General features: G+C 66.3%; 8 protein-coding genes. All 8 read right to left on the bottom strand.

What is annotated here, in order from left to right; genetic code table 11:
• Window positions 1-40: 40 nt before the first annotated feature.
• Window positions 41-1,888, bottom strand: a complete 1,848-nt coding sequence (locus JS531_RS05150; protein WP_214313669.1) for an ABC transporter ATP-binding protein — start codon at window positions 1,886-1,888, stop codon at window positions 41-43.
• 63 nt (window positions 1,889-1,951) lie between these two features.
• Entirely contained in the window at window positions 1,952-3,727 is a 1,776-nt protein-coding gene (locus JS531_RS05145; protein WP_214313655.1) for an ABC transporter ATP-binding protein, read from the bottom strand.
• Window positions 3,728-3,950: 223 nt separating this feature from the next.
• On the bottom strand, window positions 3,951-4,517 hold the full coding sequence (locus JS531_RS05140; RefSeq protein ID WP_214313911.1) for a MarR family transcriptional regulator: 567 nt from the start codon (window positions 4,515-4,517) through the stop codon (window positions 3,951-3,953).
• A 202-nt stretch (window positions 4,518-4,719) separates the two neighbouring features.
• The gene (locus JS531_RS05135; RefSeq protein ID WP_346427761.1) at window positions 4,720-8,565 is read right to left on the bottom strand and encodes a bacterial Ig-like domain-containing protein; all 3,846 of its coding nucleotides are present in this window, start codon (window positions 8,563-8,565) and stop codon (window positions 4,720-4,722) included.
• Window positions 8,566-10,089: 1,524 nt separating this feature from the next.
• Window positions 10,090-11,121, bottom strand: a complete 1,032-nt coding sequence (locus JS531_RS05130; RefSeq protein WP_240542064.1) for an aldo/keto reductase — start codon at window positions 11,119-11,121, stop codon at window positions 10,090-10,092.
• Window positions 11,122-12,061: 940 nt separating this feature from the next.
• Window positions 12,062-15,997: a bacterial Ig-like domain-containing protein gene (locus tag JS531_RS05125; RefSeq protein WP_214313651.1), complete on the bottom strand. Its 3,936-nt coding sequence runs from the start codon at window positions 15,995-15,997 to the stop codon at window positions 12,062-12,064.
• 1,539 nt (window positions 15,998-17,536) lie between these two features.
• Entirely contained in the window at window positions 17,537-20,170 is a 2,634-nt protein-coding gene (locus JS531_RS11025; RefSeq protein ID WP_346427760.1) for a discoidin domain-containing protein, read from the bottom strand.
• Between the two features lie 36 nt (window positions 20,171-20,206).
• Window positions 20,207-22,135 (bottom strand): glycoside hydrolase, encoded by a 1,929-nt coding sequence (locus tag JS531_RS11020; RefSeq protein WP_240542046.1) that lies wholly within the window; start codon window positions 22,133-22,135, stop codon window positions 20,207-20,209.
• Between the last annotated feature and the right edge of the window lie 271 nt (window positions 22,136-22,406).

Genomic DNA, 22,406 nt, shown 5'->3' with positions numbered 1-22,406 from the left:
ACGGGTACGTCGAGTCTTCCGCAACGCCGCGGACGCTCCATCAGCCGGCGAGCGCGAACTGACTGTTGTAGAGGTCGGCATAGAACCCGCCGGCGGCGAGCAGCTGCTCGTGCGTGCCACGTTCGATGACGTCGCCGTGGTCCATCACGAGAATCATGTCGGCGTCGCGGATCGTGGAGAGGCGGTGGGCGATGACGAACGACGTACGGCCGACGGTAAGCGCGTCCATCGCCTTCTGGATGAGTTCCTCGGTGCGCGTGTCCACGGAGGAGGTGGCCTCGTCGAGGATGAGGATCGGCGCGTCCTGGACCATCGCGCGGGCGATGGTGAGCAGCTGCTTCTGGCCGGCGGACAGGGACGTGTTCTCGTCGAGCACGGTGTCGTAGCCCTGGGGCAGCGACATGATGTAGTGGTGCAGGCCCACGGCCTTGCACGCCTCCATGATCTGCGCGTCGGTGACGCCGGTCTTGGCGTAGGCGATGTTCTCGCGCACGGTGCCGTGGAACACCCACGTGTCCTGCAGCACCATCGAGAACTGTTCGTGGACGTTCCAGCGCGGCACGCTCGCCGTGTCGACGCCGTCGATGGCGATGCGCCCGCCGGCGATGTCGTAGAAGCGCATGAGCAGGTTCACCATCGTGGTCTTGCCGGCGCCGGTGGGGCCGACGATCGCGACCTTCTGGCCGGCTTTGACGGACGCGGAGAAGTCGCGGATGATTGGCTTGCCGGGCTCGTATTCGAAGCGCACGTGGTCGAATTCGACGTCGCCGCGCACTTCGCGCCCACCCGCGTACTTGGCGCCAAGCAGGGCCGGCTTGGCCGTCTCGTCCGCCATCTCCGGCTCCTCGAGGAAGCCGAACACGCGTTCGGACGCGGCGGCGCAGCGCTGGAGGTTCTGGAACGCCTGGGCGAACTGGCTGAGCGGCTGGGTGAACAGGCGGATGTACATCATGAACGCGACGATGACGCCGAATTCGATGTCGCCGTTCATGGCGAGCGCGGCGCCCACCACGCACACCACCACGTAGCCGAAGTTGCCAATGAACTGCATGAGCGGCATCATGAGGCCGGAGAGGAACTGACTCTTCCAGCCGGAGTCGTAGAGGTCCGTGTTGTACTGCTCGAAGCGTCTGATGGAGTCGGCCTCGCCGTTGTACGTCTTGACGATGAGGTGTCCGGAGTACATCTCCTCGACGTGCCCGTTGACGTCGCCGAGGGCGGCCTGCTGGCGCGCGAAGTAGCGCTGCGAGGCCTTCATGATGCCCATCATGAGCACGAGTCCGACAAGGCTGGCGCCGATGGCGCACAGCGTCATGATCACGTTGTTGTAGAACATCATGAAGAGCGCGCCGACGAACAGCGTGACGGACGTGATGAGCGAGCCGAGGCTCTGCCCGAGGGTCTGGCCGATCGCGTCGACGTCGTTGGTGATGCGGCTGAGCACGTCGCCGTAGCTCACCTTGTCGAAGTAGCTCAAGGGGAGCTTGTTGATCTTCTCGCTGATCGCCTCGCGCAGCTGCTGCGCGGTGCGCTGCGTGACGTTGGCCATGAGCCAGCTCTGCACGTAGCTGAGCACCGCGTAACCCACGTAGAGCGCGGCGAGCGTGAGGCCGATGCGCGTGACCGCGTCGAAGTCGACGGCGCCCATGACAGGCCTGCCGTGGACCATCGCGGGCAGGCCCTTGACGATCTCGTTGGTCATGTCCTTGAGTTGGTCCGGTCCGATGATTTGGAAGATGGTGCCGGCCGCGCCCAGGACGAGCGCGATGACGATGACGGGGATGTAGCGGCGGCAGAAGCGTACGAGCTTGCCCATGACCTCCCCGAAGTTCTGCGGTTTCTCGACGGCGCCGCGGTTCGGCCCGCCGTGTCCCATTGGTCCTGGCATAGGAATTCCTCCTGTTAAGCGTATTGGTGTCTTCAGCTCGCCTGTCGGCTCGTACGTCCGCCGTCAGGCGGTGAGTTCGGTCTGGCTGAGCTGCGATTCGGCGATCTGGCGGTAGACCTCGCACGTCTCGAGCAGCTCCTTGTGCGTGCCTTCGCCCACGACCTTGCCGTCGTCGAGCACGACGATGAGGTCGGCGCTCATGATGGTGCCGATGCGTTGGGCGACGATGAGCTTGGTCGCGTCCTTGGCGTGCGACGCGAGCGCGTCGCGCACTTCGCGGTCGGTCTTGAAGTCGAGTGCGCTGAATGAGTCGTCGAAGACGAGGATCTCCGGGTCGCGGTGGACGGCGCGGGCGATGGACAGGCGCTGCTTCTGTCCGCCGGACACGTTGGAGCCGCCTTGCGCGATGGGCGCGTCGAAGCCGCCGTCCATGCGGTCGACGAATTCGGTGGCGTGGGCGACGTCGGCCGCCTCGCGGATGCGCGCGGTCTCGCCGGCCGTCGCGTCACGTCCGTCCGGTTCGTCGCCGTAGGCGATATTGCTTGCGACGGTGCCTTTGAAGAGGATGGATTTCTGCGGCACGTAGCCGATGCGGTCGCGCAGGTCCTTGAGCGTGTAGTCGCGCACGTCGACACCGTCGACGAGCACCTGGCCTTCGGTCGCGTCGTAGAGGCGCGGCACGAGGTTGACGAGGGTCGATTTGCCGGAGCCGGTGGAGCCGATGAACGCGACGGTCTGGCCGCGGGTCGCCTTGAACGAGACGTGTTCGAGCATCGGTTCGCGCGAATCGGGGTAGGTGAAGCTCACGTCGCGGAATTCGACCTCGCCGCGCGGGGCGTCGGACGCGGCCGGCGCGCCGGGACCGTCCTTGACGAGCGGGTCGGTGTCGAGCACCTCCATGACGCGTTGGGCGGAGACGTCGGCGCGCGGCCAGAGCACGAACACCATGCTCATGAGCAGGAAGCTCATGATGACCTGCACGGAGTAGCTGGAGAAGACCACCATGTTGGAGAACACGTCGAGCTTGTCGGTGAGGTCGGCGGCGTCGATGAGGTAGGCGCCGATCCAGTAGACGGCGAGCATGAGGCCGTTCATCACGCTGTTCATGAGCGGCATCATGACAGCCATGGCGCGGTTGGTGAACAGCTGGGTCTCGGTAAGGTTCGTGTTGGCCTTGGTGAACTTGGCCTCCTGATAGTTCTCGGCGTTGTACGCGCGCACCACACGCAGGCCGGTGAGGTTCTCGCGGGCCACGAGGTTGATGTCGTCGGCGAGCCGCTGCATGGCCTTGAACTTCGGCATGACGAGCGCCATGAGCACGCCGATGGCGGCGAGCAGGACGACGGTGGCGATGGCGGTGGCGAGCGTCCATTCGAGGCCGTCGCCGGCGATCTTCATGATGGCCCACACGGCCATGATCGGCGATTTGACGATGAGCTGCAGGCCCACGGTGATGAACATCTGGATCTGCGTGATGTCGTTGGTGGAGCGGGTGATGAGGCTGGCGGTGGAGAAGCGGCCCATCTCGGCGGGGCCGAACGATTCGACCTTGCCGAATTCGAGCGAGCGCAGGCGCTGGCTGAAGCTGGCGCCCACACGGGCGGCGATGAAGCCGGTGACCACGGCGCAGGCGACGGAGCCGAGCGAGACGAGCAGCATCTTGCCGCCGGCGATCCAGATGTCTGCCATCTCGCTGCCGGGCGTTTCGACGAGCGTGGTGATGTCGGACATGTAGTCGGGCAGTTTGAGGTCGAGGAAGACCTGTCCGACGATGGAGACCAGGGCGATGAGCATCTGCCCGACCTCCCCCTTGGAGAGGTATTTCATGATGCGAAGCATTGATTCCCCTTAAGCGTTGGTTTGCGTTGCGTCGACCGGCGCAATCCGCGCCGTCGGCAATTGGATGTCCACGTGATTTATCTTGCAGTATTAAATTACTTACACCCAGAGATATTTGTCAATGCGACGGCGTTTCCCACACGGAACATACGGAACCCAGAGCAGGCAGCGACGAATCATCGCCAAGCGAAAACCCGCCCCCAACGGACGGGGCGACCGCGGTTCAGCGACGCCCGGACCCGGCGCCCGCGGCGTCGTCGGAACCCTCGGCGGCCGCATTCCCAGCGACCGGACAGGACCACCCATCCGACGAATCGACCTCCTCGAACGCCTTGCGCACCTCCTCGGCCGTAGGGCGAGGCTTGCCGGGACGGCAGATCGACATGTAGGTCATGAACTCACGGGTCAGATCGACGAACTCGCGGGTGCGTCGCTCCCCCATCTGCGAGAAGATCCAGCACACCGCGTCACGCATCGCGTCGACGTCGTGCCGCACGGCCTCACGCCCCGCATCCGTAAGCCGCACACGCACCACGCGACGATCGTCGGGGTCGTTCTCGCGCGTGACGTACCCCTTCTTCTCCAAGGCGGACAGCAGCGTGGAGACGCGGCCGGAGCTCACGCGCAGCGCCGAGGCCAGCTGGGAGGGCGTCATCTGCCCGAACTCCATGAGCTGGCGCAGGACGAACACCTCGCCGTGGGCGCCGCGGTTGAGATCGCGCTGCATGGCCGACTTGTGGCTCCACACCTTGGTCCACAGCTCGTCCACCGCTTCCTGTTCGAAGCCCATGTCCACTCCTCCCATCGGCCTGCGGCGTTCGTCTCCCGACGCCATGACCGGACCTTCGCATCCGCCGCACCACACAGTACGACGCAAGAATATCTCACACTGGATAATATCTCGCACTATAAACAATCATCGGGCGACCAAAACGCGAGCGGGGCGGCCTCCCGCAAGGGAGACCGCCCCGTTCAGGCGATGCCGTCACGCATCAGTCGCGACGGCGACGCAGCGCGACCGCCGCACCGGCGGCCACCGCGAGCGCCACCGCGGCCATGGCCACGACGGTCACGGACGCACCGGTCCTGGACAGTCCGGTGCCGGGCTTCTTGGCCGCGGGCTTCGCACCGGGCTTGCCGCCCTGCTCGTTGCCGGGCTTCTCCGGCTGCGGCGCGGGCGCGGGCTCGGCGGCCTTCTTCACCGTCACGTCGAACGTGGCGGTGGCGCCGCGGTAGGAGACCAGCACGGTCTTCCTGCCGGCGGTGGCGGAGTCGAAGCCTTCGCCCACGGCCAGCTGCGGGTCGTCGAGGCTGACGGACTTCACCGTCTCCTTGCCGTCCTTGGTCCAGACGGCGTCCACCTTGAGGCCCTTGAGGTCGAGCTTGTCGCCGATCTCGTACGTGGTCTTCGCGGGCGCGGTGACGCGCAGCGTGAGCTTCGGCAGGGCGCCGTAGTCCACGACGTACGTGCGGGCCTTGCCGCCGTCGTTCGGGGTCACGGTGATGGTGGCCTTGCCGCCGTTCTCCGCGCTTGCCTGCTCGACCTTGACGTCGGCCGCGTTGTCGGCGGCGTAGGCGTCGATGTGCGGGTAGGTTTCGGCGTCCGCGGCGAGCGTGCCGTGGAACGTGCCGTCCTCGGGCAGCTTGTCCGGGTCGAAGCCGTCGAGGCGCACGCCGTCGGCGCGCAGTTCGCCGAGCGCGCTGTCCGTGGTGGGCAGCAGCTTGCCGGTGGGCGAGATGAGCTCGATCTCGGAGACGGAGATGTACGGGTGGGCGTCGCCCACGGTGTTCACGATGTTGAACCAGTTGCCGGTGATCGGCTTGTCGACCTTGATGACCGCGACCGGCGCCTCGTCGGCGGTGTCGGGCAGGCTCACCGCGCTGCCGAACGGCACGTAGGCGCTGCCGTTCCAATAGTTCACGGACACGCTGGCCGGCCACGTGGCGGAGCCGGCGTCCTTGTAGTAGTAGACGCGGATCTCGCTGACGGTCTGGTCGGTGGTGAAGCCGAACGTGGCGGTCGGGGTCTGGGCCTTCTGGGAGGCGTCGGCCTTCCACGTGGTCCAGCCCTTGTCGGTGAGGTCGCCGTTGATGGTCTTGGACGTGTCGGTCGTGTCGGTGTCGGTGTACGTCGGCCCGAAGGTGTCGGAGGCGACGTTGCGCGTCTGCTCGTCCTCGACGTACACGGTGAGGCGCACGTGGATGTCCGGGTACGCGGTCAGCGCGCCGGGCACCTGGATCGCGTCGCCGGACTTGGCCTTGGCGAGACGGTCGGCGAGGTCGGACGGCCACTGCCAGGTGACGGCGGACCTGATCGCCTCGGACATGCCGACGTGCGCGTCGACCTCGGCGGGCGCGGCGGCCTTGACGGACGCCTCGTCGGAACCGGTCTTCACGGTGACGGACGCCGGGTCGGCCACGGTGAGGTCGCCCACGTGCACGGTGGCCTTCACGTCCAGCTTGTTGCCGTACAGGTCGGTGGCCGTGGCGGTGGCGGTGTACGCGCCCTTGGCGGCGGTGTTCACGCCGCTGACGTCCCACTGGCCTTCGATGGCGGCCGGATCGCCGGCGCCCCACGTGTAGTACGGGGTCACCGTGGTGCCGAGGGCCTTGCGCACGTCGTCCGCGGAGGCGCCGACGGGCACCTGGACGCGCACGTCACGCACGCCGCTGGGCGTGGTGGAGCGCAGGGTCCAGCCCTGGCCGGTCATGCCCTTGGACAGGTCCAGCGTGGGCGTGCTGCCGGCGGCGTTGCTGTTCGCGGTGAGGGTCTTCGCGGCGGCCGCGTTGACGAGGTTGAAGTGCGTGCCGTCCTCGGTGTTGAGGATCCAGATGGCCGATTGGTCCTGCTTCGCCTGGTCGACGCTTTCGGAGACGAGCTTCACGTTCACACTGTTCGCGTTGACCACGCCGGTGTCCGCGCCGGCGTCGGCGTCGGACGTGTCGGCGGCGAGCACACGGCCGTCGGCGGTCTCGATGACGTAGCGCTTGACGGTGGGACGGGCGGCCTCGGCGGGCAGCTCGTGGAACGTGAGGTTCTGCTTGGCGGCGTCGTCGCCGGTGGCGGCGAGGTCCTGCAGGGTCACGTTGCCGTCGGCGTCCGTGGAGACGGTCTTGCCGGACCACTGGTTGACGAGCGCGTACGTGCTGCCGTCCGTGACGGACGGGGCGTTCTCGGACACGCCGGTCACGCCGTGCAGCTGCACGGAGGCGATGGAGCGGGCGGGCACGGTCATCGTGGCGGTCTTGTGCTTGGCGTCGATCGTCACGGAGCCGGCGGGCTGCTTGACGTCGCTGGACTTGTTCATCGTGTCCGGGGTGGCCGCGAACGCGCCCTTGTCCACGTCGTCCTTGGCGGATTCGGTGGTGAGGTACAGGTCGCCGGAGGCGTCGGCCGCGATGTCCTTGTAGTTGGACAGGTCGATGACGAAGGTCTGCGGCTTGTTCGAGCTGTTGGTGTGCACCACGGTCTGGGTCTTGCCGTCCTTGGACTGGGCGGAGAAGTTGGTGCCGGTGTCGCTGTTGGCGAGGATGGTGTCGCCTTCGCCGATGAACTGCGTGTAGGCGCGCATGCTGTTGTACTTCGAGTTGACGAGCACGGAGCACGGCTGGAGGCCCTCGGTCTTGCCGCCGTTGTTGTCCACGCGGCGCTTGGAGTACAGGTTGCCGTCCGCGTCGGTCACGTTACAGTCGAAGTCGATGAAGATGGTGCCCCAGTTGGTGTTCTCGCCGCCGGGGTTGAGCGTGTTGCCGTCCGCGTCGGTGGTGCCCTTCTCCATGTTGTAGAGGTCCTCGACGACCTGCCAGAAGTTGAAGTCCTGGGACTGCAGCTTGTAGACGTAGCCGTTGATCATGGAGGTGAAGCCGAGGGCGTTGTCGAAGCCGAACGGGTTGAAGCCGCCGTTCTGCCAGGAGCCGTCCACCTCGCTCATCGAGAGCTTCTTGCCGTCGCGCTGGGCCACGTCGCGCACGTTGCGCTCGTTGTAGGTCTGGTCGCCGCCGTAGCCGTGCACGTTGTACTGGCCCACCTTGGCGCGGTCCTCGGAGGTGTAGTTGTTGTACGTCTCCATGAACTGGTCGCGGAACTGGGCGTCGGTGGCGGAGATGACGGTGCCGTCGTTGCCCTGCAGGGCCTTGGACAGCGATTCCACGGCGCGCTGCTGCATGCGGCCGCCGTTGGCGTCCGAAGTGGAGACGTGCATGCCCTCCTGGGGCTTCTTCACCGCGTTGGAGTACGGGGTGATGGACAGGTCGGCGCCGTCGTAGTCGCCGGTGGCCATGTAGCGGTTGATGAGCTGCGCGTCGGCCGAGGAGGCATCCTTGGTGAAGTCGGTGGCGTTCTGCCACGGGGTGATCCACGAGCCGGACTCGGATTCGTTGAACGGCTCGACGGTGTTGAAGTTGACGCCGTACTTGTCCTCGAGGTGCTTGGTGACCTTGGCCATGTAGACGCCGAACTTCTCCGGATCCTTGAGGTTGTTGTCCCAGGAGGAGTTGCGGCCGCCGGCCACGTAGCCGCTTTCGGTCATGAAGTAGGGCGCTGAGTTGGCGAACGCCTCCCAGTGGGTGATGTCGCCGGTCTTGACGCCCTCCTGGATCCACCATTCCTGCGACTCGACCTTCTTGGCGGCCTCGCTGTCCTTGGAGGCGTCGCCCCACACGTAGGAGCTGTCGCTGTTCGGGTCGTAGATGGCGTCGAGCTTGTCGCGGTCGGCCTGCTTGGTGGTGACGGCGTTGCCGTCCGCATCCTTGTACAGCCCCTTGGATCCGTCCGCATCCGGGGCCCAGTAGCCGGGCACGGCGGCGCCCTGACGCATGAACGGATAGCCGTAGGCCACGTCGAGGCGTTGCCGCCGCCCACGTTGTAGCGGGCCTTGTTGAGATTGAGGCCGTTGGAGCCGAAGATGCTGTCGTAGAAGTCCTGACGGAGCTTGGCGCCGTTGGCGTTGGCCTTGGCGTTGAGCTCGGCGTCGGCGGGCTTGCCGTCGGCGGTGTAGTTCTGCTGGTTGCCGTAGGCGCCGGTGGCGTTGGCGAACCATGCCAGCGAGGTGCCCCAGCCTTCGAACGGGCCGTTCTGGTACCAGGGGTTGATGGTGACCGTGGAGACGTCGGCGCCGCCGGCCGCATAGGCCGTGCTGGCGAGTCCCCCTCCGAGCAGTGTGGCCGCGGCGGCTATGGCCGCCACGGATTTGCCGATGGTGTTCACTGGTGTTCCCTCCTTGTTCGCCCGTCTCCGGGCGATTCCTTCCGGGCCGACCCTCCTTGATCGGCCCCGTTCCGGCTGCCCGTTGACGGTGCCGCGCGGGGCTCTTCCGGACGACCTTGTCACCAGCCGTCCGTTGCCGGATGGTCGTTCAGGCTGCTCTCCGTCGGATGCGCCCCATTCCGGTCTCCCGTCATGAAGCCGACCTCCAAGGCGATCCTCGTCGGACGCGTCGCCTCACGGCGGCCCAACCGGCGGATGGCATCACGTCAGCCACCGGCTGGAGACCGCGTTCCGGCCCCGTCGCCCCGGTGGTCGAGCCCGGCTGCACCGTCACTGCGCAACCGGTTGTCATCCAGCGTGACAGCCTCCCCGACATGGACTCCCCACGTCGGGCGTCGAAATGTCCACTTATGGTAGCGTTAACATCCCAACACCAGACATTTTAGCTGGGAACCGCCTGCAACACACCTTGACAAAATGCGAAAGAATCTGCGAAAACGGCGTTGTTACAGGGTACACCGCGAAACCAGAAACCGCCGGACTCCATCATCCGGACATTGCGCGAGCACTGAACGAACAGCGCCCACATGGTGATATCGCAATCATCCATGACATGTCACCGTCCGATATGCGGACGCCGAGAACAGCCGCCCCGCGTCGCGAACAGACATCTCCGCGAAACAACCGGTCACGGTCCAGCCGCCACGCGTCGCAGAAGACCCCCTCAGCGAAACAAGTCGGCAGAAAACCACCGCGCCGCCTCACCAACCAATGTCCCAGCGAAACGGATTAGCGCAACCCCACCCAACCGCATCACAAACCACCTACTCAGCGAAGCAACCCGCCAGCAACCCGCCGAACCGCATCGCGGAACAGCCATCCAGCAACACAACCCGTCGGCACCACACCAAACTGCTTCACCAACCGGCGTCCCCGCGAAACAACCGGTCACGGTCCAGCCGAACCACGTCGCCCATACCCCTCCCAGCGAAACGGTCCGTCATGACCCGACCGAACCGCGTCGCGGAACAGCCACCCAGCAACGCAACCCGGCGCACCTCCATCGGACCGCTTCGCGGAACACCTTCCCAGCGAAACGAATCGACACATCCCAACCCAACCGCATCGCAAACACCGTCGCAACCGCCGGCGGCCGCTACGGCAGCAGGGCGAGCTCCTCCGACGTAAGCCGCAGATCGACCGCGGCGAAGGAATCACGGATCTCCCTCGGATTGCGCGCGCTGGGGATGGTGAACAACCGACCGTACCGGCTCAACTCCCACGCGAGCACCACACGCTGATAGGAGACGCCGCGGACGGCGGCCACCCGCTTGAACGGCTCGTAGGCTCGCATGTCGAACGGGTCGAGGAACCCGCCGAGCGGCGACCAGCAGACGAAATCGAGGCCGAGCGCCGCGCAATGCGCCATCGTGCCTTCCGGATCGGGGTGGGACGGCGAGAACTGGTTCTGCACGGCGACCAATCCGTCGCCGAGGATGTCGCGCGCCATGTCGATCTGCGCGTCGTTCACACGGGAGACGCCCGCATATCGGATCACACCCTCGTCGAGGAGGGTCTTCAATGCCCCCACCGTATCCTCGTACGGCACGTTCGGGTCGGGACCGTGCGCGTACAGCAGGTCGAGCGCGTCCACGCCAAGACGCAGGGCGGACTCCTTCGCGTCGCGGATCATCGTCTCGGGACGGGCATCGGCCATCCAGCCGTATCGGCTGCCCACGGCCTGCAGATGTTGACGGCGGGGAGCGGCTGCGGGCACACCGGCGCCAGCGTCCGCACCGACGCCAGCATCCGAACCGGTATCGGAGGAACCGCCGCCGACGGCCAAACCGTCAGCGGCCGCGATGCCGGGGGCTTCCGCACCGGCATGTCCCGCACCGGCTTCCGATGTCTCCTCCCCCACCTCGATGGTGCGGCGATAGCCGGTCTTCGTGGCGACGAGCACCTCGTCGCGCGGGCCGTCCCAGCTGGCGAGCGCGTCGCGCACCAGCAGTTCGCCGTATCCGAAATCGGCGGGGACGCCGGTGCCGTCCATACCGGGAGCGGTGGGCAGATAGTACGACCACGCGGTGTCGAGGTAACGCACGCCGGCATCGAGCGCCGCGCGGATCGTGCCGATGGCGGTGTCGCGATCCGGCCGGCCTTCGATGGCGAGCGCCATCGTGCCCATGCCGAGGCGAGGCACGCGCGGCTTGCCCGCGAACGGTACGACGGTGGGATGCTGATTGCTGCTGGGTGCCTGTGCTTCCATGCCTCCAGTATCCACTGTGCCCGGAATGAAAGATCACGCCTCACACACGCTCCGGGACGCGCAGCCTTGGGCCGGAACGCAGAACCGGGGCTCCCACGCACTCCGGGGCCACTCCAAACCACGGAACGTGCCACCGGAACACAGAATCGGCCCCCACAACCATTCCGGACCACACGCCTCCGGACCGGAACACGAGAACAGACCTTTCACGCACTCCGGGGCCACGGAACGTGCCACCGGAACGTGAAAACGGACCTCCACATCATTCCGGACCAACCACCCATGGGCCGGAACGCGAAAACAGGCCTCACACGCACTCCGGGCTCACGAACCATGCCACCGGAACGCGAAATCGCACCTCCACATCATTCCGGACCACACGGTCGTGGGCTGGAACGCGAGAACGGGGCCCACACACACTCCGGGGCCACGGAACGTGCCACCGGAACGGCAGAATCACACCTCCCGACCACTCCGGACCACACACCCACGGGCCGGAACGCAGAACCGGGGCTCCCACGCACTCCGGGGCCACCCCGAACCACAAACCATGCCACCGGAACGCGAAATCGCACCTCCACATCATTCCGGACCAACCACCCATGGGCCGGAACGCGAAAACAGGCCCCACACGCACTCCAGGGCCACGCACAACGGCAGACCCACACAACACACACAACAGCAGCCTCACACAACAGCAACCCCGCCCGCAACAACGGCGAGGGCCGCCGCCTCCGAACGAATCGGAGACGACGGCCCTTCAACCGTGCCGGATGCGGAAAGGAGATGTCGCACCCGACGTTTCACTGCGGCGGCGGTCCGCCGTCAGACGCGGCGGTCACGCAATCATGCGGAACCGTCACGCCTTGCGCTTGCGGGCGATGGTCACCGCGCCGGCCGCGGCCGCAAGCAGCGCGACCACACCGGCGACGCCGGCGACGGACGCGCCGGTCCTGGACAACGCGCCCGGAGCACCTGAACCAGCGCCCACGCCGGCGCCCGGCTTCTTGCCGGACGGCTTGGTTTCGGGCTTAGACTCCGGCTTGCCGCCGTTGTCCGTACCCTCGCCCTTGCCGCCATCGCCCGTCCCCTCACCAGAGCCGGAGCCCTTGGCCACGACGGTCACGTCGAACGTGGCGGTCACGCCGCGGTAGGAGACGGTGACGGTCTTCGTGCCCGAAGCGGCGGAGTCGAAGCCGGTGAACGCGAGGTCCTTGTCGTCGGAGGCGATGAACTTGCGCGCGGTCTCCTTGTCGCCGACCTTGTACACGGCGGTCACCTTGACGCCGGTCGGGTCGAACGCGTCGCCCTCCTGATAGGTGGTCTTGGTGACGTCCACGTCGAGCGCGGCGAGCTTCGGCAGTTCGCCGAACGTCACCGTGTACGTCTTGACGGTGCCGTCTTCGGCGATGACGGTCACGGTGGCCTTGCCGCCGTTGTCCACGTCGGCCTGTTCGACCGTGACCTTCGCCTTGTCCGCGTCGGCGGCCTTGGCTTCGACCTTCGGGTAGGCGGTGGCGTCGCCGGCGAGCAGCGCGGAGCCGTCATACTCGGTGGTGCCGGCGGTGAAGCCGGGCACGGTCGTGCCGTCGACGGTCAGGTCGGCGAGGTCGGCGTTGCTTGAGGGCGCGGGCGTGGCGTTTTCACGCTCGGCGATCTTCACTTCGGCGACCTTCGCGTAGTCGTTGCCGTCCGCGTAGGTGAGGTTGAGGCGCACGCCCTTGACGGCGGGCAGGTTGCTCAGGTCCACCTCGGTGGAGGCCCCGGCGGCGGTGTCCACGGTCACGGCCGGCACCTGGGCGTCGGACGCATCCACCCACGCGTCGGACGCGTCACCGGACGTGCCGTCGGACGCGGCGTCGGCGGGCAGGTAGGAGACGGTGAAGCTCTTCGGCGCGGCCTCGCCCTTGGCCTTGTCGACGGTGAACGTGAGCGTGCCGAGCTGGTAGGCCTTGCCGCCGAACGTGTAGCTGAGCCACGGCGTGGTGTCGCCGGTGCCCCAGTTGGACCAGTTGGTGGCGGGGTCATTGTCGCAGGTGAGGCTCGGCAGCGAGGCGGAGGCCCAGCTGCTGGCCGGCTCGTACTTGGAGGCCGCTGCGGTGGAGCAGTAGAGGCGCGCCAGGTCGCTTTCGACGGTCACGGTCACCGTGGCGGTGATCGTGGGGTCGGCGGCGAGTTTGACGGTGACGTCCTGCTTGCCGAGCTTGGCGGTGTCGAAGCCTTCGAGCGTGTATTCGCTCGGGTCGAGCACGCGGGTCCTGCCGTTGGCGAGCGTGGCGGTGACGGTCACATCCTTGGTGTCGAGGCTCTGGCCCTTGGCGATGGTGCCGGCGGGGCCTTCGGCCTTGATGGATTTGACGGCGGCGGTCTGCGCGCCGAACGCGGTGCCGTTGAACGCGACGGTGAGCGGTCCGACGTTGCTGTTGGAGGTGGCGAACACGCCGGCGTCGAGTCCGGTGGCGTCGGCGCCGGTGAGGGTCACCGTGGCGACGTCGTTCCATGCGGCGTCGGCGGCCGCGTCACCGGCGCGCCAGTAGCCCTTGATGGTGTCGGCGCCGGTGCGTTCCAGCTTGAGCTGGACGCTGTGGGTGGCGTCGAAGCCGTTGTCGGCGGCGACGTGCGTGGTTTCGGTGTCGATGTAGCCGTCGCCGTTGGAGTCGTATTGCATGTAGATGCCGCTCGGACTGGCGAGGAGGGTCGCGTAGCCCTTGCCGCCGTTGGCGGAGCCGAGGCTGTTGCGCACGATGAGGCCGGCGCGCGGATCGCCGTTGCCGCCCAGGTCGAGCGGCTTGACGGTGGTGACGAGCGTGTCGCCGGTTTCGAGCGCGTCGGGCTGGTAGACGGTGCTGCCTTCGTTGCGGTCGGTCCACACGCCGCGATCGGCGTTGGCGGTGACGGTGAAGTCGTAGGCGCCGTTGGAGGCGGCGACCTTGCAGGCGCTGCCGCCCTTCCAGTGGGCTTCCTTCCACGCGCCGGAGACGGGGGTGGAGCAGGAGACGGTGATCTGGCGGCGGAACGTGCGTCCGGGGTTGAAGTTCGCGTCCTCGGCGAGGGTTCCGGTGAGGGTGTAGGTGCCGGGCACGTTGAACGCGTAGGTGTTCGCCTTGCCGTCGACGGCGGTGCCGCCTTCGACGTTCCACGTCACCTTGGTCTTGGCGGTCGTGGCGTCCGACGCCTTGCCTTCGGTCACGTCGACTTCGGCGGGCAGGGTGACGGTGCCGCCGGTGGAGACGCTTTCGGGCAGGTCGTCGTTCACCTTCCAGTAGACGACGCTCCCCTTGGTTCCGCCGTGGTTGTCCCAGTAGTCGAGGCCCCATCCGTTGGGCAGGTCCTCCTGCGCCGGGTTGTGCATTTCGATGGTCTCGTTCTCGCCGATGGTGAGCGGCAGCCAGACGTACGTGGAGTCGGCCTTGCCGTCGTCCCAGCGGTCGCCGAGGTAGATGAAGTGGCCTTTGGCCTGGTCGACGGCGAGCACGCTGGCGGTCTGCGATCCGAACGTGGTGCCGCGGGCGTCGTTCACCGAAAGCAGGCCATCGGAGCCTTCGGGCATACTGTTGAACCATGTGGTCTCGTTGGCGTCGTTCTTTTCGACGCCGCGGATCCACGTGCCGAGCATGGAGCTGGCGGTGTAGTAGGTCTGCTTGTTGGGGCTCCAGCCGGTGGTGCCGGAGGCGATGACGTTGTAGCGTCCGTCATATTGGAAGACGGCCGACGCCTCGAGGCTGCCGTTCTGGCTGATGATCTGGAAGTCCTCGCCGCGCACGGGCGCGCCGGGCTTGCCGTCGGCCAGGATGTACGGGTATTGGCCGTCGGCGGAGTATTGCTTCTTGCCTTCGGACTGGTCCTCGGTGGTGGTCTTGACCACGTTGGTGTAGTCGTCGTTGAGTTTGGCGACGTACAGCGAGTGGTTGGCCTCGGTGGAGTACACCACGTAGGCGTTCCGGTCCTTGGGGTCGACGAAGACGGTCATGTCACGGCTGTCGCCGTTCTCACCCCAGTCGGGATTACCGGCCGCCTGCTTCCAGTTGTTCTGGTTGGGCAGGCGGTAGGCGCCCACCATGGTGAAGGGGCCTGCCGGATTGTCCGAGACGGCCACGCCGGCGAGGGCGCGCGCGTAGTTGGAGCCGCCGGGCGTGGTGCTGCCGTCGGAGTGCCACCAGAGCACGTATTGCTTGTTCTTCTCGTTGTAGATAATCTTCGGACGTTCGAAGATCGCCTGGACGCTGTCCTTCACGCCGTCGCCGTCCTGGTCAGGGTTGGTGTTGAGGTAGGGGAAGATGGCGTCCGCCTTGGCGGTGTCGACGCTGCCGTCCGACTTGGTGAGATGGTACGCCTTGTCGAAGTAGGCGAAGTCCTTGTTGGTCTTGTCCGTCAGCTGAGCCTTGCTGGTGACGGCCTTGAGGGCGACGCCGAGGTCGGTCCAGTTGTAGAGGTCCTTGGACATGTAGGCGTGGACGCCGGGGCTGTTGTCGTAGCCGTTGGAGCGGTCTTCGCCGTACCAGTAGTAGGCGTCACCCACCTTGACGACCTGTCCGCCGTGCGCCTGGATGTGGGTGCCGCCGTTGTCGTCGGCGTTCTTGGCGTACCAGTAGGGCTGGAAGTAGGTGTTTGAGCCGGTGCCGGGATCGGCCGTGGGCTGGAAGCTGGTGTAGGTGGGCACCTGATCGATGGTGGGCAGATAGTCGACGCCCGCCGCGGTGGCACCCGTGGCGGCCAGTCCGCATGTCAGGAGCGTCGCCGCCGCGGCGATGGCCGCGAGCAACGCCCCTGCCCGATGTGGTTGTGGTTGTGTCATTGCTGTGTGATTCCTTCCTTGATGGGTGGAGGGACCTGCATCCGTTGCATGACGTCGCATCACTGCTTACAGGCGTCCGTCGCCGACATGTCCCTCCGTTCGGGCCGTCCTTCTCGGCCCGCATCATATTCGCGATGTTATCGCAAACATAATGTTGCCCTTCATTCTACCATCAAAACCCTCATCGGTAACCACGAAATATGCGTGTCAACGCAAACAGGGCTGCTGCCCCAACCGCATCAGCCAACCGCATCAGCCGGTCTGCGCATCGGCAATGCACAACACGCGGCACACTCCAACCACAGCCGATGCCACCGGAACACAGAATCGGGCCTCCTGATCACTCCGGGACGCGCGACCTTGGGCCGCAACGCGGCACCGAGGCTCTCACACACTCCGGGCTCACGAACCGTGCCACCGGAACGCGGAATCGGAGCACACCCACACTCCGGACCAAGCGCCCATGGACCGGAACGAAAAATCGGACCACCAACACGTTCCGGAGCCGCACACGGAACCGAACCGTGCCACCGGAACGCGAGAACAGGCCTTCCAGCCGCTCCGGACCACGCGGTCGTGGACCGGAACACGAAAACAGACCTCACACACACTCCGGGGCCACGAACCACGCCACCGGAACGCGGAATCGGAGCACACCCACACTCCGGACCAATCTCCCATGGACCGGAACGCGAGAACAGGCCTTCCAGCCGCTCCGGGACGCGCGGCCTTGGGCTGGAACGCGAGAACGGGGCCCACACACACTCCGGGGCCACTCCGAGCCACGAACCCTGCCACCGGAACACAAAACCGGGCCGTCCACAGACTCCGGACCACACGGTCGTGGACCGGAACACGAAAACAGACCCCACACACACTCCGGGGCCACGAACCGTGCCACCGGAACGCGAGAACAGGCCTTCCAGCCGCTCCGGGACGCGCGGCCTTGGGCTGGAACGCGAGAACGGGGCCCACACACACTCCGGGGCCACTCCAAACCACGAACCACGCCACCGGAACGCGAAATCGCACCTCCACGCCACTCCGGACCACACGGACCTGGGCCGGAACACGAAAAACAGGCCTCACACGCACTCCGGGCTCACGAACCACGCCACCGGAACGCGAAATCGCACCTCCACATCATTCCGGACCAACCACCCATGGACCGGAACGCGAAAACAGGCCCCACACGCACTCCGGGTCCACGAACCGTGCCACCGGAACACGGAATCAAGCCTCACAGATGTTCCGGACCAATCGACCTCGGGCCGGAACTCAGAACCGGACCTCTCACACACTCCGGACCAATCGCCCACGGGCCGGAACACGGAACCACACCTCACCCACACTCCGGGCCCTCACACAACAGCAGACCCACCCCGCACAAACGGCGAGGGCCGCCGCCTCCGAACGAATCGGAGACGACGGCCCTTCAACCGTGCCGGATGCGGAAAGGAGATGTCGCACCCGACGATTCATTGCAGCGGTCCGATCGGACACCCCTCCGCCATGCGAGAGCATCGCGGACCGGGCGGCTCAGCTGCGGCGCTTGCGCAGCATGAGCGCGGTGGCGCCGGCGAGCGTCATGACCGCGGCCACGGCGGCGAACGCCGCCACGGCGGAACCGGTCTTGGACAGCACGCCGCTGCCGGAGCCGGGCTTCTTGCCGTCGCCCTTGTCGCCGGAACCGTTGCCGTTGCCCTCACCCGGACCAGGCTGCTGCTCGGGGCCGGGCGCGACGGACGTGGCCTTGACGGTCACGTCGAACGTGGCGGACACGCCGCGGTAGGAGACGGTGACGGTCTTCTTGCCGGCGGTGGTGGAGTCGAAGCCGGAGACGACGTAGCCGTCAGCGCCGCCGTCCGTTCCGTCCGAACCATCCGTGGCCTGGGCGAGCTTCTCCTCGTGGACCGTCTTGTCGCCGATCTTGTAGACGGCGGTGACCGTGAGACCCTTGAGGTCGAGCTTGTCGCCGATCTCGTACGTGGTCTTCGCAGGCCCGGTCACCTTGAGGGCGGCGAGCGCGGCGGCGTTGTACGTGACCGTGTAGGTCTTCGTGGCGGTGCCGTCGGCGGAGGTCACGTCGATGACGTCCTTGCCGCCGAGCGCGCCGTCCTTGACCGCCTCGCCGGTCACCTTGACGGTGGCGGCGTTGTCCGCGGCGAAGGCCTGGAGCACCGGGTTGGTTTCGGCGTCGTACGGCAGGTCGACGGTGTAGTCGGTCTTGGCCGGGTCGAAGCCGTCGATGGTCTCGCCGTCGAGGCGCAGGTCGCCGAGCGTGGCGTCGGCAGCCGGCTTCGCGGTGAGGACGGTGTCGTCCTTGGCGAACACCTGGATCTCGGCCACGTTGATGTACACCTTGGTGTCCTGCAGCGTGTTGGTGAGGCGGATGGCCTTGGCCGTGACCGGGGTGTCGAGGACGAAGTCGACGGTCGGGGTGTCGGCGTCGGTGGAGCTGTCGTTGTCGGCGGCGGAGGGCTGCGTGTACCAGCCGGTCTTGGTGTCGACGGTCTTCCACGTGCCGTTCTCGTCCTGGTATTCGAGCGTCTGGCTCTTCGGCCAGGAGGCGCGGCCGTCACGGTAGAAGAAGGTCTTCACTTCGGTGATGGTGCGGGCCTTGTCGAAGGTGAACGTGGCGACGGGGTCGATGGTGGAGGCGGTGGATGCCCACGTGCTCCAGCCCTTGTCCTTGGTTTTGCCGTCGATGGCGTTGGAGGAGGAGTTGCCCTCCTGGAAGTTCACGCTGAAGTTCGTGCCGCTTGCGGCCGCGATGTTCTTGACGCCGCCGACGACCGGGACCACGTAGGCCTCGAGTTCGGTGGCGACCATGTAGTCGTTGCCTTGCGTGTTGACGATGCGCACCTGGGTGGCCTTGAGGGAGCCGCCTTCGGGCGTGAACGTGACGGTCTGGCCGGCTTCGGGCTTGACTTCGGAGCCGAACTGCTTCCACGTGGTGCCGTCGGTGGTGTATTCCGCCTTGGCGGAGGCCGGGACGTGGTCGCCGTAGGTGATGGTGAGTCCGGCGACCTCACGCTCGGAACCGAAGTTCACGGTGGCGGTGGGTTGGACCGACCAGTCGTTCTTCGAGTTCCACGTGATCCACGCTTCGGCGGACGTGTCGCCGTCGGTGAGCTTCTTCCACTGGTCGCCCTTGTTGTATTCCGTCTGCTGGCCGGTGACGGTCAGGTTGGAGGCGGAGTCGGCCACGTTCTCCGGGTTGGCTCCGGTGACGTACAGGGTGGCCTTGGCGGGGAGGCCGGCGGCGGTGCCTTCGATGGCGATGGCGTCGCCTGCCTTGGCGTCCTTGAGTTTGGCCTCAAGGCCGGCGAAGTCCCACTTGACGCTGGCGGCGTCCACCTGGAAGGCGGGCGATGCCTTGACGTGCGCGTACACCTTGGCGGCGTTGATGGCCGTTTCGGCGGTGGCGGCGTCGGATCCGACGAGCACGGTGGCGGACACGGGGTCGGTCACGGTGTAGGGGCCGACGTACACCTTGGCGGTGACGGGGTATTCGTTGCCGAACAGGTCCTTGGCGGTGCCGGTGGCCTCGTAGGTGCCTTCGACGGCGACGTCCACCTTGGAGGTGTCCCAATCGGAGACGGAGGCCTGGCCTTCGCCCCACGCGTAGTAGAGGGTCGCCTCATCGGGCAGGGTGGGCGCGGCGCCGACGGCGGTCTGCACGTTGACGGCCTTGGCGCCGGTGGGCGTGCCGTCGCGCAGGGTCCACGTCTGGTTGGCGGACGGGGTTTCGCCGCTTGCCGAGGTGTACAGGCCCACCTTGGTCCCGGCCTTGGTGCCGGAGCCGTCGACGTCGAGGTTCTGCTTGGCGGCCGCGTTGAGCAGCTGGTAGGTTGCGCCGTCGGACGTGTTGAGGATCCACTTGGCGGCCGGGTCGCTCTTGGCGTCTTCGACCGATTCGTCGCTGAACGCGTTGGTGCCGTTCTTGGAGACGAGCACCTTTCCTTCGCCGTTGGTGATGACGTACGCCTTGAGGTCGGGGCGTTCGGTACCGGTCTGGTCGATCTGGGTGAACGTCCAGGCCTGCTTCTTCGCGTCGGCGAGGGTTTCGGCGGTGTCCGCGATGGAGAGGGCGGAGTCGCCGGAGGCGGTGGCGGTCAGCGTCTTGCCGGACTGGGTGCCGACGAGCTGGTACGTCTTGCCGGACTGCACGCCGGCGTCCTTGGCGATGCCGCTGACGCCCTTGAGCTAGATGGAGGCGATGGAGCGGGCCGGGACCGTCACGGTGGCGGTCTTGGCGGCCTTGTCGATGACGACGGCGCCCGCGGCCTGCTTGACGTTGCTGGTCTTGGCGAAGACTTCCGGCGTGGCGGCGTCGACTCCGGCGCTCTTGTCGGCGTCGGAGGTTTCGGTGGTGAGGTACAGGTCGCCGGAGGCGTCGTCGGCGATCTCGCCGTACTTGGAGAGGTCGATGACGAACGTCTGGGCGGTCTTGCCGGAGTTGCGGTGCACGATGGTCTGCGTCTCGGCGCCGTCGGCGCCGGTGGAGGTGGCGGTCATCGTGTTGTATTCGTCGTTGTTGGCGACGATCTTGTCACCGGCGTGGATGAAGCGCGTGATGGCCTTGACGCCGTTGTACTTCGCGTTGGCGATGACGGTGCAGGGCTGGAGGCCGTCGGTCTTGCCGCCGTTGTTGTTGACGCGGCGCTCGGAGTAGAGTTTGCCGTCGGCGCCGGCCACGGTGCAGTCGAAGTCCATGAGCACGGTGCCCCAGTTGGTGTTCTCGCCGGCCGGGTTGACGTTGGAGCCTTCCTGCATGTTGTAGAGGTCTTCGACGACCTGCCAGAAGGTGAAGTCCTTGGACTGCAGGCGGGTCACGTTGGCGCTGATGTAGCTCATCATGCCGAGCGCGTTATCGAAGCCGTACGGGTTGTAGGAGCCGGACTGCCAAGAGCCGTCGACCTCGCTCATGGAGAGCTTCTTGCCGTCGGCCTGGGCGATGTCGCGGGCGCGCAGCTGATTGCCGGTGGAGTAGGCGTGCACGTTGTACTGGCCTACGAGGTCCTTGACGTCCTGCGGATACTGGTTGTACGACTTGACGAAGTCGGAAGAGTTGGTGGCGTCGGTGGCGGAGATGATGGTGTCCGCATTGCCCTTGAGCGCCTCGGACAGGGCCTTGATGGTGGCCTGCTGCTCGGCGTTGTTGACGTGCATGCCCTCCTGCGGCTTCTTCAGCGCGTTGGAGTACGGCGTGACGGTCTTGTCCTTGTCGGAGTAGTACTTGTCCCAGTAGTTGTTGATGAGCTGAGCGTGGGGCTTGATGTCGGCGTTGCTCTCATCGGTGTAGTCGGAGGCCTTCTTGCTCGGAGTGCCCCAGTAGCTGGTCTCGGATTCGTTGAACGGTTCGACGGTGTCGACGTTCGTGCCGAGGCTTTCGAGGTGTTCGACGTTCTTGGCCATGTACTGGGCGAACTTCTCCGGGTTGGCGAGGTTGTTGCTGCCGGAGTTGTAGCCGCCGGTGGCGTAGCCGCTGTTGGTGAGGAACCACGGCGCGGAGTTGGCGAACGCCTCGACGTCGGTGATGTCCGGGTTGTCGCCGGTGGCGCCGCGGGTGATCCACCAGTCCTGGGCGGAGGACTTGCTGAAGTCGTACTGGCTGTCGTCGGTCGGGTCGAAGGCGGCGGCGAGCTTGTCCTTGTCGGCCTGCTTGGTGGTGACGCCGTTGCCGTAGACGTTCTTCGAGCCGTCGGCGTCATCCTTCCATGTGCCGGGCACGGCGGCGCCCTGACGCATGAACGGGTAGCCGTAGGCCACATCGGAGGCGTTGCCGCCGCCCACGTTGTAGCGGGCCATGTTGAGGTCGAGGCCGTCGGAACCGAAGATGGACTGGTAGAACTGCTCGCGCAGCTGCTTGCCGTATTCGAGGGCCTTGGCCTTGGAGGCGTCGTCGCCGAGGTTGGTGGTGATCGAGCCTTCCTCGCCCAGATTGCCGGTGGCGTTGGCGAACCAGGCGAGCGAGGTGCCCCAGCCGTCGAACGAGTTGGCGTACCAGGGGTTCGGCGTGACGACGGTTGCGTTATCAGCGGCGTAGGCCGTGCTGGTCGCAGCGAGCGTTCCTCCCCCTAGCAGCGTTGCCGCCGCGACCATTGCGGCGAGCGATTTGCCCAGGACTTTCATGTGTCTCCTTAGTTGTTCTCCTGTCGCCTTTTCCTGCAACTCCGTCTCGCTACATCGCGCGTTGACGTCGCTGTCCTCCAAGGCGATGCCGCCGGCTCCTTCATCCGGCGGACTGAAATGTTTACGCAAACATTCCGTTAGCGATTAAGGATACCATGAAACCGCTTACGGCGCCACCGGAGGCCCTCCGCCGACCACACCGCCCAAAACCACTCCGCCCGATGCGCTCCGCCGACCACATCACCCAGAACCACTCCAACCGATACGCCCC

It is taken from the genome of Bifidobacterium sp. CP2, assembly GCF_018555635.1.
Taxonomy (GTDB): Bacteria; Actinomycetota; Actinomycetes; order Actinomycetales; family Bifidobacteriaceae; genus Bifidobacterium; species Bifidobacterium saguinibicoloris.
This window is presented reverse-complemented; position numbering and strand designations above follow the sequence as displayed.

Coding starts and splice junctions, on each gene's coding strand:
- JS531_RS05150 (WP_214313669.1), bottom strand. CDS start 1,888: ATGCCAGGACCAATGGGACACGGCGGGCCGAACCGCGGCGCCGTCGAG.
- JS531_RS05145 (WP_214313655.1), bottom strand. CDS start 3,727: ATGCTTCGCATCATGAAATACCTCTCCAAGGGGGAGGTCGGGCAGATG.
- JS531_RS05140 (WP_214313911.1), bottom strand. CDS start 4,517: ATGGGCTTCGAACAGGAAGCGGTGGACGAGCTGTGGACCAAGGTGTGG.
- JS531_RS05130 (WP_240542064.1), bottom strand. CDS start 11,121: ATGGGCACGATGGCGCTCGCCATCGAAGGCCGGCCGGATCGCGACACC.
- JS531_RS05125 (WP_214313651.1), bottom strand. CDS start 15,997: ATGACACAACCACAACCACATCGGGCAGGGGCGTTGCTCGCGGCCATC.
- JS531_RS11020 (WP_240542046.1), bottom strand. CDS start 22,135: ATGAAAGTCCTGGGCAAATCGCTCGCCGCAATGGTCGCGGCGGCAACG.